We start from the raw sequence: 15,840 nt of genomic DNA on the forward strand, positions 1-15,840 counted from the left end.
ATATGGCATGGGACCTTCTCCATGACAAAGTAAAGCACCATTTAGAAAGCATTTACGCTGATGTAACGCTAGACGTTTCGTATGAGACGCTAGCGACTGAGTTAATGAACACCATAGGCATTCAACAGCAAACGGATATTGCTTCACCTCAGTCTCATCACAATTATTGGGATGAAGACGACATTATCATGATTACTTACGGTGATAGTGTGATTGATGAGGGAGAGCGCCCCTTAGTTACATTAAATAAATTTTTGCATCGCTACTGCAAGAATACCGTTAACAATGTGCATATTTTGCCCTTCTTTCCATACAGTTCGGATGACGGTTTTTCCGTCATAGACTACTCTACAGTAAATGAAGCGCTGGGCTCTTGGGATGACATCGAAGTTATTGCCAAAGATTATGGGCTAATGACCGATTTGGTTATTAATCACTGTTCGGCGAGAAGTGTTTGGTTTGACAACTTTGTTAAAGGCGAAGGCCCCGGGTCAGACTTTTTCTTTACAGCAGATCCGTCTGACGACCTTTCTATGGTAACGCGGCCTCGCGTATCGCCCTTACTCCGCGAAACAGAAACAGCAAATGGCACAAAGTACGTATGGTGTACCTTCAGTCACGATCAGGTAGATTTTGACTTTAGAAACCCCAAAGTACTGTTAGCGTTTATCGATATCATCAAGCTATATATTGATAAAGGCGCCAAAATCTTTCGCTTAGACGCAGTGGCATTTCTTTGGAAAATTGTCGGAACAAACTGCATTAACTTGTTCCAAACCCATGAAGTCATTCGTTTGATCAGAACGCTGATTGAACATGTGGATCCATCAATCATAATCATTACCGAAACCAATATTCCTAACCGGGAGAACCTGACCTATTTTGGTAATGCCAATGAAGCCCATGCTATCTACAACTTTTCACTACCTCCATTGCTTGTAAATACCTTAGTAACAGGTGACTGTACGTATTTAAAAAGCTGGATGATGAGCATGCCACCAGCGCAAAACGGCACAGCTTACTTCAACTTTATCGCCTCGCATGACGGTATTGGTCTACGCCCTGCGGAAGGTTTGCTGTCGGACGAGGAAATTTCAGAACTGGTGCACACAATGCAGCATTTTGGCGGCAAAGTGTCGTGGCGGGCTTCTGATCACGGGCAGCAAAAGCCTTATGAAATAAATATTACCCTATTCGACGCGCTGCAAGGCACTACAAAAGGCCCGGATAAATACCAAGTTGACCGTTTTATTTGTGCTCACGCTATTATGTTAGGCATGGAAGGTATCCCAGGAATATACATTCACAGCTTGCTGGGCACTTCAAATGATTACGAGAAAGTCGCAAATACAGGGCAAAATCGTTCGATAAATAGAAAGCGTTGGGACTTTAATGAGCTCGAAGCGTTGTTGGACTCCCCCTTCTCACAACATCACAAAGTACTTACGCGCATTTCTCAGTTAATTCGAATTCGTAAAGCGCAGCCTGCATTCCATCCGAATGCGACACAATTTACGCTGCACTTGGGAAATCAGTTATTTGGTTATTGGCGACAAAGTTTAGATCGTAAACAAGGCATATTTTGTATCAGTAATATTTCAGATGAAGAGCAAACGGTACTGCTGTCAGACATAAACTTAATAGGTACGGACAATTGGATAGATCTTATCTCTAGAGAGAGCATATCCTTGTCTAGCCCTTTCATACAGATGAAACCATACCAAGTTCTGTGGATCAGCAACCAAGATTTTGAATAAATCTAATTGGTCGGAACATTTTACCGCGGTAAGGATGCTGCGGTGTTACCCTTCTAACTTAATTTAACTCATTAATTCACCAAGCTTTCAATGCAGAATATAAACACCTTTTTTTTCGACTTAGACGGTACGCTAGTAGATTCTGTACCCGATTTGGCAAAAGCCTTGAACCTAACATTAATCGACTATCAACGTCCCACCTATGACGAGAATACGGTCAGGCACTGGGTTGGAAATGGGGCTCGTGTACTTGTGGAAAGAGGGTTGAGTGGCAATACGGATGCTAAACCAGATTTTACGCCCAATGAAATTGATGCAGCATTAGAAAAGTTTCTGTTTTACTACCGAACGTTAGACACCAAAGATACCGTGCTTTACGACGGCGTCTCTGCCACGTTAAACTCATTAAAAAATAGAGGTTATAAACTGGCGCTTATCACCAACAAGCCTTCAGAGTTTATTGAGCCAATCCTCTCATCATTTTCGTTATCACACTTGTTTTCACTGACAATTGGTGGCGATAGTCTACCGGAGAAAAAGCCCTCTGCTCGCCCCCTCTTGTATGCCTGCGAAACACTCGATGTTTTACCTTCACAGTGCGTAATGGTGGGCGACTCTAAGAACGATATCCAGGCTGCTAAAGCGGCGAACATTAAAAGCATTGGGCTCACCTATGGATATAATTACGGTGAGAGCATTGCTGCCTACCAGCCCGACTGGGTGTTCAATAGCTTTAGTGAAATATTGTCGCTCTCCAGCTAACTTGTTTATTTAATTAAACTAATTGCTTTTTAATAAAAGAGTGGTAATACTCATTTAGCTATCGAGAAAGGGACCTTCATAGACAGCTAGGTCAATAGCAATAGTGTTTGTTATGAACATACCTGCGATCTACTACCACCGTTTATTAGCTTCTTTTCTTACAGCCTCAATGCTTTAGCATTTAGAAAATTATCAAAATAATAACAATTATTTGCAAAGGAAAAATTATGTTTAAAAAGGCACTTTTAGCTGCAGCATTAGTTTCTGTATCAATGTCTGCATCAGCAAACTGGGTTTTGGGAGTGGGTTATAGCAATTTATCAGACAGTGAAGATGATATTGATATTAGCCTGGGCGCAATTGTAGCGTCAGCCGGATACAAGTACGCTATTAATGAAGCATTTACGCTGGTTCCAGAACTGAGATACGGCATTGGCGTTAGCGACGACGAAGTGTTTGGCGTTGATATTGAGCTAGATTCTTTTTATGCATTCACACTTAGAGGTGAATTTGACGTTAGCGAAAACGTATACGCCTATGTAGCCCCTTCATACGGCAAGCTCGAAATGACAGCGAGCGCTGGAGGTTTTTCTGAATCTGATTCAACGGATTGGGAATTTGGGTTTGGCGGCGGCTTAGGCTATAAATTTAATCCAACAACATCAGTTGAAGTGTCTTACGAGTCTTTTGACGGTGCAGACGTACTAAGCTTAGGTGCAAAATTCGCATTCTAATCTAGTATTTGTTGAGTGAAGGAGCTAATACGCGTTCCTTCACTCACATCTAACGCCAATTTTCGGTTTTCAGCTATATCTTTTCTACGCCCCCTTCTCTCTTAGCAATTCTTTTACGCCTACTTTCTTTTATTTCATGCTTTAACCTTTGGTATAAATCGGCTTTTTCTGTAATATCCGCGTGTTAATTCATTTTAGGAGTTGTTGGTATGTCATCTAAATGGCTTTCACTCGAAGAAGCCCTCACCAAAGCGTTAAACGCCGCACAAGCGATAACCGAAATCGAACAAGTGAGTATTTTTGACGCCAACAATCGAATTCTGGCGGACGATATTATTGCCCACCTTAATGTTCCACCGTGGGACAACTCTGCAATGGATGGCTATGCCGTTAATGTTGACGACCTTAACCACAGTAACGAACTTGAGGTTCAAGGCGTGATCACTGCAGGTATGAGTGCTGATGAGCCTCTTCAAAATGGCAAAGCCTTTAAAATCATGACTGGCGCGCCAATGCCTGTAAATGCAAATGCCGTTGTGATGGTGGAGAACACAGATAGTCGCGACAACATCGTGACTATTAATAAGCATCCTTTAGTGCAAGAAAACATTCGCAAAAAAGCCAATGATATCGCTTGTGGCGATACGCTAATACAAAAAGGTACTCGTCTTTATGCCGAACATTTGATGCTGCTTTCTTCTCAAGGCAACAGCACTGTACCGGTTTTCAGAAAGCTTCGCGTAGGGGTAGTAGCTACGGGCTCAGAGCTAGCAGCTCCGGGGGAGACAAGAAAGTCGACACAAATATTCGAGTCAAATCGCGTAGGTGTTAGCAGCATCTTGCAAAATGAAAACGTAGAACTTGTTGATTTTGGCATTGTAGAAGATGACGAAACGTCTTTGCGAAAGCTGTTTATTGATGCAAGTGAGCGTGTAGACGTGATGGTAAGTAGCGGTGGTGTATCTGTAGGTGACGCAGACTATGTTAAAGATATCATTGCCGAACTCGGCGCCATCGATTTTTGGAAAGTAGCAGTAAAACCAGGTAAGCCATTTGCGTTAGGAAAAATTAATAACACCCTGTTTTGCGGGCTACCGGGCAACCCTGTGTCGTCATTCGTTACGGCGAAGCTGCTGGTTGTGCCTGTTATCAAAAAGATGCAAGGACAAGCTCACCCTCACGATACTTTCTTTGTAAATGCCACTATTACTACTACTTTGAAACGACGCGCTGGTCGACGAGACTTCCAGCGCGCTGTCATGGTTAAAAATAGCCAAGGGGAATGGGAAGTCACCCCCTTTAAATCACAAAGCTCTGGGGTGATGACCTCTATCACTTCAGCCAATTGCTTGATGGTAGTGCATGAGGACATTAGTGAGTTACAAGCTGGCGATACGGTTCCCGTTATGCCACTTCACTTTTAAGAAACACAGTTAGAGACACATTACCGTGAACAAGAAACGCTTTCTTTTAGAAGGTAGAGACATTTTAAAGCTAGCGTGGCCTTTGTTGGTTGCGCAAATTACCCAAATGCTAATGGGCGTTAGCGATACAATTATGGCCGGGCGTTACAGTGCCACCGACATGGCAGCCGTGGCGCTTGGGTTTAGTATCACCGTCCCCCTACTTTGTTTTATACAAGGTATTGCGCTAGCACTCCCTCCTATTATTTCGCGGCTACAAGGCAACAGAAATTTAAGTGGCATTGCTGATGCAAGTCAGCAAGCGGGCTATCTGGTGTTCTTTGTAGGACTGGTAGTCGCAGGCTTAATTCCTTTTACTGAAAGCATAGTCTCGCTGTTCCCTATGGCACCCGAGCTATTCAGCATCACCGTTGATTACGTACTATATGTACTGTTCGCGATGCCCGGCTTTGCACTTTATCAATGGCTGAGAAACTATTGCGAAGGTTTAGGTAAAACCAAGCCCACTATGATCATCACCGTTATTGGTTTAATGGCGAACATTGTAGGAAATTATCTGTTTATTTACGGAGTGGGCCCAATACCTGCTATGGGCGGCGCGGGTTGTGGCATAGCGACTGCCATTGTGATTTACACCATGCTTATTGCAACCGTCATCTACGTACGTTTTGCCCCTGCTCTGCAAAAGTACAATTTATTTGGCCAGCTGTACAAACCTAACATGGTAACTATAAATCGCACCTTCAAAATGGGCCTGCCCATCGCTATGACCATACTGTTTGAAGTAACGTTGTTTTCACTAGTTGCTTTACTATTAGCCCCTTTTGGTGCCACTACGGTAGCGGCTCACCAGGTCGCACTGAACTTCTCGGCACTTATGTTCATGTTCCCCATGAGCATTGGTATGGCTGCAGCAATACGCATTGGCTATCGCATTGGGCAAAACAACCAGCGACAGGCCAAAATAGCCGCGCGTACTGCCATTCTCATCGGGTTCGTTACCGCTGCTTGTACCGCTAGTTTCACTTTGCTCGCAAAGGGGTTCATCATTGGGTTATATACCAGCGACGAGGCGGTTTACACCTTAGCTAATGCGTTGCTAATTTATGCGGCGCTGTTTCAATTATCTGACGCTGTTCAGGTTATTTCAGCCAACGCATTACGCGGTTACAAAGATACTACGGCGATGTTTATCATTACCTTTATTTCGTACTGGTTAATTGGATTACCTACCGGTGTTATTTTAGGAAGAACCAACTGGATAACCACCGAACCAATGGCAGCAGCCGGGTTCTGGATTGGATTTATCGTAGGTTTAAGTGCTGCGGCAGTAATGCTGGGCGCACGTCTTCTTTATATTCAAAGACCGAGTGCTGCACACCGTATAGCGAATGCGTAAGTGCGTTAAACAATTTAAAAGCCGGTTTTAACTACGGTTTTAAATTTTTCCAATCTTGGGGCGTGTCTATATCATATTGTGCATTTGGTATAGACACGGTTGTTACTGCATCTAACTTCAAATACTTTTTAATAACTGGTTTAGCGCCTACGTCGCCCTTAAATGCTAATAGTTCGCGAAACACGGTTTCAGGAAAAATTGCGGGCACCGTTAAGCGTGACTGCGTTTCACCATCTGCGCGCCATTCACTGCACACAATATTACTTGGCTTAGCTTTAGAGGCGTTAATAAGACGGGTAAGATCGTCTGCATTGAGGCTAGGCAAATCGCCCAATGTAAATAATACGTGAGTCGCCGTCGGAATTTCAGAGGCCTCGGTCACCGATGAAGACGTATTTAAAACATGTTTGAGGCCAGTACGAATACTGGATGCAATGCCCTCTTCCCATGAAGCGTTGTAAATTATACTAACGGGAAATTGAGGAGCATGAAGAGACAGGTGTTTTTTTACGCTGTCGTGCCATTTTCCTGTAACCACAGTAATTGGCGGTTCGCCGAATAACGCTATTTCATCGCGTGCGCTAATTACCTCGCCAAGGCAGTGCTGAATAAGAGGACGCTTTGAATTTGGGTGTACTGATAAAAGCTTGTTGCCGCAATAGCGTGAGCTTTGCCCACCTGCCAGCATGACAAACGCTACCTGATAGTCTTTCGAATTCAATTTAACATCCGTTTATTTTTAGGCAGCTAAACGCAAAAGGCTTAGCGGCTTCTGCTAAGCCCTTTAATTGCAGCGGTTAACCCTTCAAGAGTTAGCCCATACATTCTGTCTTCCATAATTTCGCGAATAATTTTGATAGATGAATAATAAGGCCAATAATTTTCAGGCTGAGGGTTAAGCCATACCGCATTGTTGAAATGGTTCAATAAGCGCTGCATCCATACACTTCCAGGCTCTTCGTTCCAGTGCTCTACACTGCCGCCTGGATACGTGATTTCATACGGCCCCATTGTAGCGTCACCAACAAAAATAACTTTATAGTCTTTTCCGTAGCGATGAATGATATCCCAAATGGGAATGCGCTCTTTATTGCGGCGAAGGTTATCTTTCCACACTTCCTCATACACGCAATTGTGGAAGTAAAAGTACTCTAAATACTTAAACTCAGTTTGGACCGCAGAAAAAAGCTCTTGGGTACTTTTCACGTGAGGGTCCATAGAGCCGCCCACATCAAAAAACATCAACACTTTCACCGCATTATGGCGCTCGGGCGCCATGTGGATATCGAGTAAACCGCCTTTTTTAGCTGTTTCACCTATGGTTGTTGGCACATCTAGCTGCTCACTTGCGCCGGTTCGAGCAAACTTGCGTAGCTTTCTAAGGGCCACTTTTATGTTACGCGTACCCAGTTCCACATCAGAGCTTAGGTTTTTAAACTCGCGTTTGTCCCACACTTTTACTGCTGAGAACTTTCTATTGCCTTTTTGCCCTATTCTCACGCCTTCCGGGTTGTCGCCATAAGCGCCAAAGGGCGATGTTCCACCGGTGCCCACCCATTTATTTCCACCTTGGTGACGCTTCTCTTGTTCTTCTAAGCGTTTTTTCAACGTTTCCATCAGTTCTTCAAGGCCACCGGCTTTACGCAGTGCCTCACGCTCTTCAGGGCTTAAATTTTTCTCAATTTCCTTACGCAGCCATTCCTCAGGAATATCTTTGCCAAACAAATCGACAGATTCAACACCTTCAAAATACTCCGCAAACGCCCTGTCGAACTTATCGTACTGGGTTTCGTCTTTCACCATTATGGTTCGTGACAAACTATAGAAGGCTTCGATATCGGCATACACCACGTGCTTTTCAAGCGCACTAAGTAAATCCAGCAACTCGCGCAGCGTGGTTTTAACCTGATATTTTCGCAGTGTATAAAAAAACTGAATAAGCATTAGCGGCGCGCCATAAAGACCAGTTTTTCAAACAAATGAATGTCTTGCTCGTTTTTAAGTAATGCACCGTAAAGTGGTGGAATAGCAGCTTTTCCGTCTTTAGAATGAAGCGCTTCTGGTGGAATATCTTCAGCAACCAAAAGCTTAAGCCAGTCGATAAGTTCAGAGGTTGAAGGCTTTTTCTTGAGTCCTGGCACATCGCGAATTTCAAAGAAGGCTTTTAACGCTTCATCAAGCAGCTTTTTCTTTAAATCTGGGAAATGCACATTTACGATTTCTTGCATTTCATCTGGGTTCGGGAATTGAATGTAATGGAAGAAACAGCGGCGCAGGAATGCATCTGGCAGCTCTTTTTCGTTGTTCGAAGTAATGATTACAATAGGACGCTGTTTCGCGACTACACGCTCTTGTGTTTCATAAACGAAGAATTCCATCTTATCGAGTTCTAAAAGCAAGTCGTTAGGAAACTCAATGTCAGCTTTATCAATTTCGTCAATCAAAAGTACCGGGCGCTTTTCTGCGCTAAACGCCTCCCACAACTTGCCTTTTACAATGTAATTGCTGATATCGTGTACGCGATCATCGCCAAGTTGAGAGTCGCGAAGACGCGATACTGCATCATATTCGTACAAACCTTGCTGCGCTTTGGTGGTTGATTTAATGTGCCATTGAATTAACTCGGTACCTAAACTCTCGGCCAACTCTTCGGCAAGCATGGTTTTACCCGTGCCCGGCTCACCCTTGATCAAAAGCGGACGCTCTAGCGTAATGGCAGCATTAACCGCCAGCTGTAAGTCTTTGGTTGCGATATAATTAGACGTGCCACTAAAAGCCATTATTGTTGTACTCCGTATAATTTTTCGTCTTTGCAATTTTAACTATAATATCAAGGCCTTCTCATGATTGCCCATAGATATAACATATAGCTAAAAAGCACTTTGCATTTTACTGATTGGGACCAATGATATAGGGGTATGACGAAATCCCCTAATTCAGGCTGTGAATTATTAACTATCACACGCGTTGAATTATTAACTACTATAAAGGTCGTACAGATCACGACAGACGGGGTTTCCTGTAAAATAAGGAACGAGGTAAGGATTTATAATGAACGTATTTGACGACAATTCCCTATCTATTGGCCGCACGCCACTAGTTAAGCTAAATCGCGTAACATCAGGTAATGTATACGCAAAAATTGAATCGCGTAACCCAAGCTTCAGCGTTAAGTGCCGAATTGGTGCTAACATGATTTGGGATGCAGAAAAGCGCGGTGTCCTTACCGAAGGTAAAGAAATTGTAGAACCGACCAGTGGTAACACGGGTATTGCTTTAGCGTTTGTTGCAGCCTCTCGCGGTTACAAGCTAACGTTAACTATGCCAAGCAGCATGAGTTTAGAGCGTCGTAAGCTTCTAAAAGCACTAGGCGCAAACCTTGTTCTTACTGAAGCACCAAAGGGCATGAAAGGTGCCGTTGCCGCTGCACAAGAAATTGTGGCGTCAGATCCAGACAAATACGTGTTGCTTCAACAGTTCGACAACCCTGCAAACCCAGCTATTCACGAAAAAACCACCGGCCCTGAAATTTGGGAAGATACCGACGGTAAAGTAGATGCATTCGTAGCTGGTGTAGGCACGGGCGGTACAATCACAGGTGTTAGCCGCTACCTTAAAAATACGAAGGGTAAAGCAATCACTTCAATTGCTGTTGAGCCAACTGACTCACCAGTAATTACCCAAGCGCTTGCGGGCGAAGAACTAACCCCTGGCCCACACAAAATTCAGGGTATTGGCGCAGGCTTCATCCCTGGTAACCTAGATTTGGACTTAATTGACGAAGTTGAGCAAGTTACCAACGAAGAATGTATGGAAATGGCGCGCAAGTTAATGACCGACGAAGGTATTCTTGCGGGTATTTCTTCTGGTGCTGCCGTTGTTGCTGCGAAGCGATATGCTGAACGCCCAGAAAATAAAGACAAAGTGGTTGTAGTACTTCTAGCAAGTGGTACTGAGCGTTACTTAAGTAGCCCACTGTTTGCTGGTGCGTTTGACGAGCAAGAAGAAGTTCAATAACGCTTTACTAGCTTTAGCTATACAAAAAACGAGGTCTAGTACCTCGTTTTTTTATGCCTTTACTGCACCCTATCACATTATTTTTACCCACCTACTTACGTATACTTTGTGCCCTACTGCTTTGCTTTTATGCGCAATATTGTGAATAATCAAATTGAAGATAATCGAAGCACTTAAAGCATTCGCTTCGATTCAATATAAACTATGAATAAGAAACGGACCTCCTTATATGAAGGTAACGCAAATGAAAACGCGTATGTGGTACGCCCTTATCGGGCTTTTTACAGTTTTGATATTATCCGCTTGTGGTAAAAAGGAAGAAGGCATTGGGCGGTATGGCATGCTTGATGAAAGTACGCCTGAGTACACCACAGTTATGTTTCTTAAAAGTGTTTACGAAGACGACAACCTTGATACGGCAATTCGCCTCTCAAGCGAAAAACTGTCACGTATATTAACCAGGTACCACACCAATAGTAATGTTCAGCGCCACTTACTGAATTTAAAGTATGACACCGTTACTATCACGCCTCAAAGCGCTGGACGCGTTGGCCGAAATGAATTCGCCGAAAAATCGACAATAACCGTATTTCTTAGCGGAACCTACAACAACGACAAAATTGAAGACCTACGAAGCCTAGACTTGATTAAAGAAGGCGGAGAATGGAAGGTCAACAAAATTCACCCTGATGCCTATTTATAAAACGCAGACAACACTGTTTTTATAGCCAGTACTACATTTTTTGATGATAGGCGAAAATAAAAAAGATGTTTTCCGGCTTTCATGCTCAAAAGCGTTTATTTCTTCTTTAGTGGATTGTTTTAAGGTGATAATTTAAAGCGACCAAAAAGTGATATACGGAAATTTTCCAGCTTGCATACAGGATTTTTTCCGTACATTAAATTGTTATATGCTAATTGGTACTTAACTCATGGAAGAATATTTCGCTGGTCTAAGAAAAATCAAGCTTCGTTCTGACAACCTACATTCTGCTCGCTGGCCATGCTTTTATTTAGTATCAATAGGTATCTTTCTTGGCTTATTATTTCCGCTACTAGGATTCATTGCCCCACTATTCATCTACCTTTTGCTCTTTTTATTGCTTCGACTGTCATTATCAACCTGCCCACGTTGTGGTAAACGCTTTTATTCCTTGTTAAATATCATATTCAACGGTAGTTTGAATTCAAAATCAGGTATGTGGGCTGTCTCATGCAATTCATGTGGCTTAAAGTTAAGCGAACTTCCAGAGGTCGACGAAGTTACAATCAAGTCTCACAAAGACGAGTGGTTTAAATGAGCAACGCATATAACAAACAAATTATGTGACTCGCTGCCGCTCGCTGGGACGCATACACGTGCGCGGCTTCGCCATTATTGCACACGTGTTTGCGCCCCATATTTGGAAGTTAGGAGACAAGGAATGTCAGCAGGTGTCGCTCAAGCTAACAGGTTTTATGAAGAAGTCGCAGAAACCAAAGTTGTCTGGTTTGGAGCATATCCAAATGAGGTGCTCCTAGAGTTTGACGTGAGCGACGATAAGGTATCTTTGCCTGTATGGTCTTCCAAATCGAGAATCGAAAGGCTTAAAAAACTAAATCCAAATTTACTCGGTAATGTGGAAGCTAGAGGTGTTAGTTGGGAGCAGTTTAAAGAGTACTTCTTACCTATCTTGCCAGAAGATNGTGGAAGCTAGAGGTGTTAGTTGGGAGCAGTTTAAAGAGTACTTCTTACCTATCTTGCCAGAAGATAAAAAAGTAGTGGGAGTAAATCTTTCTGGGAAAAATCTTACAGGCATTGACATACCCGCATCACTTTTAGTTAAGCAAGTAGAGGCATTCTGGTAATGTCTCCTAACAAAAAAATTATGTCGCCCGCAGGCGGGCTGGGACACAAACAGCCAGGCGGCTTCGCCATTATAGCCTGCCTGTTTGTGCCCCATATTTAGAAGTTATGTGCTTTAATAGAATATTCCAGTAATTTTCACTTTATTAGCTATCAGGAATGAATTTGAATGGATTCTTATGTCCTCGCCGATATTATAATCAAATGTATCGTTATTCTGGTTGGTGTATACCTTATCTTCCGAGGCAAGAATGCTAAAAATAGTTTAGGTTCTCAAAGAGAGCTGTTGCCTCCAAATACTATGATTATCATAGGAGCTTTAATCTGCGTCACCAACGCTTACTTAATATTTGAGGCTATTTTGTGAACGCACCTAACAAACCACTTAAGGCTCTCGCTTCGCTCGTTGAGACAGTAACACGTAGGCTCTGTCGCTGCGCTCCAAATTTTAGCCTACGTGTTACTGCCCCTTAGTGGGGTGTTATGTGCCAAGGAAAGTACTGTGTAATGAATATTAGCTTCGACGATTATATGGATTCAATTAAGGCAAATAGGAAGTCTATGCCTCCAGAGCTATTTTCTTTTGCATCAAACGAAGACCACTACGAATTGAATCACCCTCAATCACTTCACGATTCATGGGTATCTTCGCTGTGTACAGAAGAACTTAGAAACAATACACAGCCATTTGAATGCTCGTTAAGAGTGACATTAAAGCTACTTGGTCAACAACATGATAGAACATTAGTGTTAATCTATTCAGATGTTGTCGCCTATGAGTTTTTAGGTTCAGAAAATAGTTTTAACTCAAATGACACTTTCCATGGAGATATATTGGATCATCGCATTAGTATTGCTGGCGACGCTTACAACCATATAATTGAAATGCGTTCAGGCTCTATCTTCAAGGTTGTTTTTAAGGGGTTCTCTTTTGAAGAACAAAGTAGCACATAACAAAAAAATTAAGTCACTCACTTCGTTCGTTGGGACGCATACATGCGGGGCGGCTTCGCCATTATGCCCCACATGCTTGCGCCCCTTATTTAAAAGTTATGCGCCGTAGTTTATTTTTTCAAATGTTTGGTGAGGCGGTAGCTTGTCAGGGCAAGGCTGTTTCGCTTGGTAGTATTGGTGTCTGCCGGCGTCAGTTTTCAAAGCTACATTATCAACGTTTAAATTCCCAACTCAGTAACGCCAGCATTCGTGCTAAGCGGCTTTCTTGGCTAGTTCATTTCTCAGGCGTCCACTTAACATCTGGCATTTCGCACAGGGTTGTTTTAGTGTTGTCTTTAACTATTTAAGCAGTACGTTTTGTTGACAGGCGTTGGCGGCAAAGCCGCGTAGGGCGCGCAGCTCGCAACGCATAACAAGCGCATTAACACTCGCTGCGCTCGCTGGGGACAAAAACACGTGGGCTCCTTGGCGCTTCGCTTGAAATTGTAGCCCACGTGTTTTTGCCCGTTATGCGGGTGTTATAAGGCGTCAGCCTAAATTTCGTTTGGCTGAATACAAATCCCAGTGCAACTGCGCTCTCCTGGTTTCATTAGCATCGCTCTGGCTTGTGGTAGGTTTAAATCCGCCGTTCATAACTCAAAGGTGGTGTAATAGGCGCTTTATCACTAAGTTCTTATTTTGAGTCAGCAAGCGCCATTACACTCGATAGCTCAGATAGCGGCTAGCTTCTGCCAAATCCAAAACCTTTATTGCACCGTCGTTTTGCTTGTTTGTGTTAACAATCAATCGTATGCTGGCTTCATTAGTTTTTAAAAAGACCAAAGGATCAGGCTCTGCTTATAACAAGGCGCTTAAGACCACTCCCTTCGGTCGCTCGGACGCATTTACGCGGGGCGGCTTCGCCATTATGCCCCACGCAAATGCGCCGCTTAGCTTAATGTTATGTGTAAGGAGGTAACTTTGGACTTCAAAGATGATTACGGTGTTTTCGTCTGTCCTCACGTATTCGATAAATCTTCACCTATATTGTTTTCAGTTAGAGATTTTGATGGTTCTTGGCAATTCTTATGTGGTGATAATGATTGCGTGGAAAGCAGCAAGCCTAGGCTCGTTCATGTGGGGGAGCTGGCTAAATCAGATCCGACAATTCATGAATTAACCACAATGGAAATTGGTACTTATGCAGAACGTTTTTCTTCTATCGCAGATTGGACATTTGGCGAATTGGAGGATTAAATTGGCTCTTACACATAACACATATGAGCCTCCGGGCTGTCAATGAAAAAAGATAGTCCTTTGACCACTATTTCAAGATCAATACCGTTGCCTTTTTAGAACTCGTTTACTTCGTTTGTCATGGCTGATGTTAGGCAAATCGCCTACGTCAAACACATATAGAGGCTCTTGTTGTTGCTCTTTTCAATTCCTTTTGACTGGCAACGGCACTAGACATTCATCGGTTAACCTTCCGCTGTCCTATTCAAAGCTAAGTGGCTGCGTTGACCAGTTAGTATCAGGTTCAGTGAAGGTGTAAGCAAATTCATAAAAAGGTAGTGATGCGCAACAGTGACATGTCTAATCAAACCAACAGGTTTTGGTATGCAGGTATATTTATCGATGCTGCTTTTGCAGAGTACTGCGCGATAAAAAAGATACTCACCATTAAACCAGTTAGACGTTTAAGCTCATGCCACCGTGCGACTTACCCGTTTAAAAAGCGTTCTTCATCGAATACCTGCTGATTCTTCAACATAAAATAAGTACACCGCCCGATTTTGTGAGCGAGTGCAGATAAAGCCTTCGCCTTGCTCATTCTCTTTTGAAGCTTTGCTAAATACCGTTTGGCGTTGTCATTACCTTTAAGGTACAACACCGCTGCTTCACTAAATGCCCATTTCAAATGTGCATTGCCAATCTTATTCCCCTGCGTACCGTGTGTTTTACCGGCCGACTCAGCTTTGCATTTGACTAACCGCGAATACGAGGCAAACTTTTGAACTGATGAAAACCGCTTAATATCACCAACTTCATACAAAATGGTGAGGGCTAGAATTTTCCCAATACCTGGAAACGACTTGAGAATATGTAAATCTGTAGCGCAGTGTGTCTGTGCCTGAGTTTTTACATAATGTTCAATCTTGTAGAGCTCACTCACCATGGTTTCGATTATGTTTAGGTTTAAATCCATGCTCTTCTGTACTGCTTCGTCTGGAAAAAAGTGGCGCATCTTTTCCCTATCAGGTGAGTTTCTTAAATCTAACCGTGTTTCTAAAGCGGGTAAGTTGTATTGACTGACTGTGCTAGCAACGTGCGCTTTCAGCTGGACACTCATTCTCATTATGTGTGTGCGCCGACGCAGCGCATCACGAATTGAGCGATGCTCCTTTGAATAAGCATGCGCGAGAGGGAAATTCCCTCCCCGCATTAGCTTCGCTATCTTTAGCGCGTCTATTTTATCGTTTTTCGTTTTACCGGCATGTATCGCTTTCATGTAAAGCGCGTGGCCAAGAATAAAATCAATATTGTGCTCTTCACAAAAGTCAGACACCCAATACCAACAGTGCATACATTCCACACCAACAACGATATTGCCTAGATATGGTTTTAGTAGCGCTAACAGTTTATCGGGTGAATCATCGATTTTTTCGTGAACGAGAATGTTGTTTTCATTATCAATGATGCAGACATAGAGCAGTCTTGTGTGAAGATCGATTCCACAATAGTACGGATGTGTATTAGTATAAAAGTTCATTGAGTTTTCTCCCTTGGTTTGGTCGCCTATTAGGATAAACTCTGTTTATGCTGATAGGGAGGAGGCTCAATGATTATCAAAACGCTCAAGTCGCAACCCGCTGCGCGGGCTGCTGGGACAAAAACACAATGCGGCTCCGCCATTTTCGCATTGTGCTTTTGCCCCTTAGCTTAGTGTTATACACAAGGAGGGAAC

Annotated in this window: 13 protein-coding genes; 9 read left to right on the forward strand and 4 right to left on the reverse strand. The window is 43.1% G+C overall.

From position 1 onward, the window contains the following. The first annotated feature begins 2 nt into the window (after positions 1–2). The 5 genes from BGK61_RS17090 to BGK61_RS17110 all read left to right on the forward strand — a co-directional run bounded on the left by BGK61_RS17090 (position 3) and on the right by BGK61_RS17110 (position 6,076). Entirely contained in the window at positions 3–1,757 is a 1,755-nt protein-coding gene (locus BGK61_RS17090; protein WP_014998537.1) for a sugar phosphorylase, read from the forward strand. A 90-nt stretch (positions 1,758–1,847) separates the two neighbouring features. Further along, positions 1,848–2,519 carry a phosphoglycolate phosphatase gene (locus tag BGK61_RS17095; RefSeq protein WP_076011968.1) on the forward strand — a complete coding sequence of 224 codons (672 nt, stop codon included), beginning with the start codon at positions 1,848–1,850 and terminating at the stop codon, positions 2,517–2,519. 227 nt (positions 2,520–2,746) lie between these two features. Then, positions 2,747–3,253: an outer membrane beta-barrel protein gene (locus BGK61_RS17100; protein ID WP_076011969.1), complete on the forward strand. Its 507-nt coding sequence runs from the start codon at positions 2,747–2,749 to the stop codon at positions 3,251–3,253. Positions 3,254–3,462: 209 nt separating this feature from the next. Next, positions 3,463–4,677, forward strand: a complete 1,215-nt coding sequence (moeA, locus tag BGK61_RS17105) for a molybdopterin molybdotransferase MoeA (RefSeq protein WP_076011970.1) — start codon at positions 3,463–3,465, stop codon at positions 4,675–4,677. A gap of 25 nt (positions 4,678–4,702) precedes the next feature. Further along, positions 4,703–6,076, forward strand: coding sequence for an MATE family efflux transporter (locus BGK61_RS17110; RefSeq protein ID WP_076011971.1), 1,374 nt, complete (start codon positions 4,703–4,705; stop codon positions 6,074–6,076). A gap of 31 nt (positions 6,077–6,107) precedes the next feature. Here BGK61_RS17110 and BGK61_RS17115 read toward each other — a convergent pair whose 3' ends face one another. The 3 genes from BGK61_RS17115 to BGK61_RS17125 are packed head-to-tail and all read right to left on the reverse strand — an operon-like array spanning position 6,108 to position 8,856. Then, the gene (locus tag BGK61_RS17115) at positions 6,108–6,797 is read right to left on the reverse strand and encodes a nucleotidyltransferase family protein (RefSeq protein WP_076011972.1); all 690 of its coding nucleotides are present in this window, start codon (positions 6,795–6,797) and stop codon (positions 6,108–6,110) included. 41 nt (positions 6,798–6,838) lie between these two features. Beyond that, positions 6,839–8,020: a vWA domain-containing protein gene (locus tag BGK61_RS17120; RefSeq protein ID WP_014998542.1), complete on the reverse strand. Its 1,182-nt coding sequence runs from the start codon at positions 8,018–8,020 to the stop codon at positions 6,839–6,841. Continuing rightward, a complete protein-coding gene (locus BGK61_RS17125; RefSeq protein ID WP_012518654.1) occupies positions 8,020–8,856 on the reverse strand; it encodes an AAA family ATPase in 837 nt (278 codons plus the stop codon). Before BGK61_RS17125 ends, BGK61_RS17120 begins: the two co-directional genes overlap by 1 nt. A gap of 271 nt (positions 8,857–9,127) precedes the next feature. Between BGK61_RS17125 and cysK the strand changes: the two genes are divergently transcribed. The 4 genes from cysK to BGK61_RS17170 all read left to right on the forward strand — a co-directional run bounded on the left by cysK (position 9,128) and on the right by BGK61_RS17170 (position 14,129). Next, a complete protein-coding gene (gene cysK / locus BGK61_RS17130) occupies positions 9,128–10,093 on the forward strand; it encodes a cysteine synthase A (protein WP_014998543.1) in 966 nt (321 codons plus the stop codon). 244 nt (positions 10,094–10,337) lie between these two features. After that, positions 10,338–10,796 (forward strand): nuclear transport factor 2 family protein, encoded by a 459-nt coding sequence (locus tag BGK61_RS17140; RefSeq protein WP_014998544.1) that lies wholly within the window; start codon positions 10,338–10,340, stop codon positions 10,794–10,796. A gap of 1,650 nt (positions 10,797–12,446) precedes the next feature. Further along, entirely contained in the window at positions 12,447–12,893 is a 447-nt protein-coding gene (locus BGK61_RS17160) for a hypothetical protein (RefSeq protein WP_076011975.1), read from the forward strand. Positions 12,894–13,853: 960 nt separating this feature from the next. Further along, positions 13,854–14,129: a hypothetical protein gene (locus BGK61_RS17170; RefSeq protein ID WP_083648700.1), complete on the forward strand. Its 276-nt coding sequence runs from the start codon at positions 13,854–13,856 to the stop codon at positions 14,127–14,129. Positions 14,130–14,595: 466 nt separating this feature from the next. Here BGK61_RS17170 and BGK61_RS17175 read toward each other — a convergent pair whose 3' ends face one another. After that, a complete protein-coding gene (locus BGK61_RS17175; protein WP_076012160.1) occupies positions 14,596–15,645 on the reverse strand; it encodes an IS110 family RNA-guided transposase in 1,050 nt (349 codons plus the stop codon). Positions 15,646–15,840 lie beyond the last annotated feature (195 nt).

It is taken from the genome of Alteromonas abrolhosensis (assembly GCF_001953635.1).
Taxonomy (GTDB): Bacteria; Pseudomonadota; Gammaproteobacteria; order Enterobacterales; family Alteromonadaceae; genus Alteromonas; species Alteromonas abrolhosensis.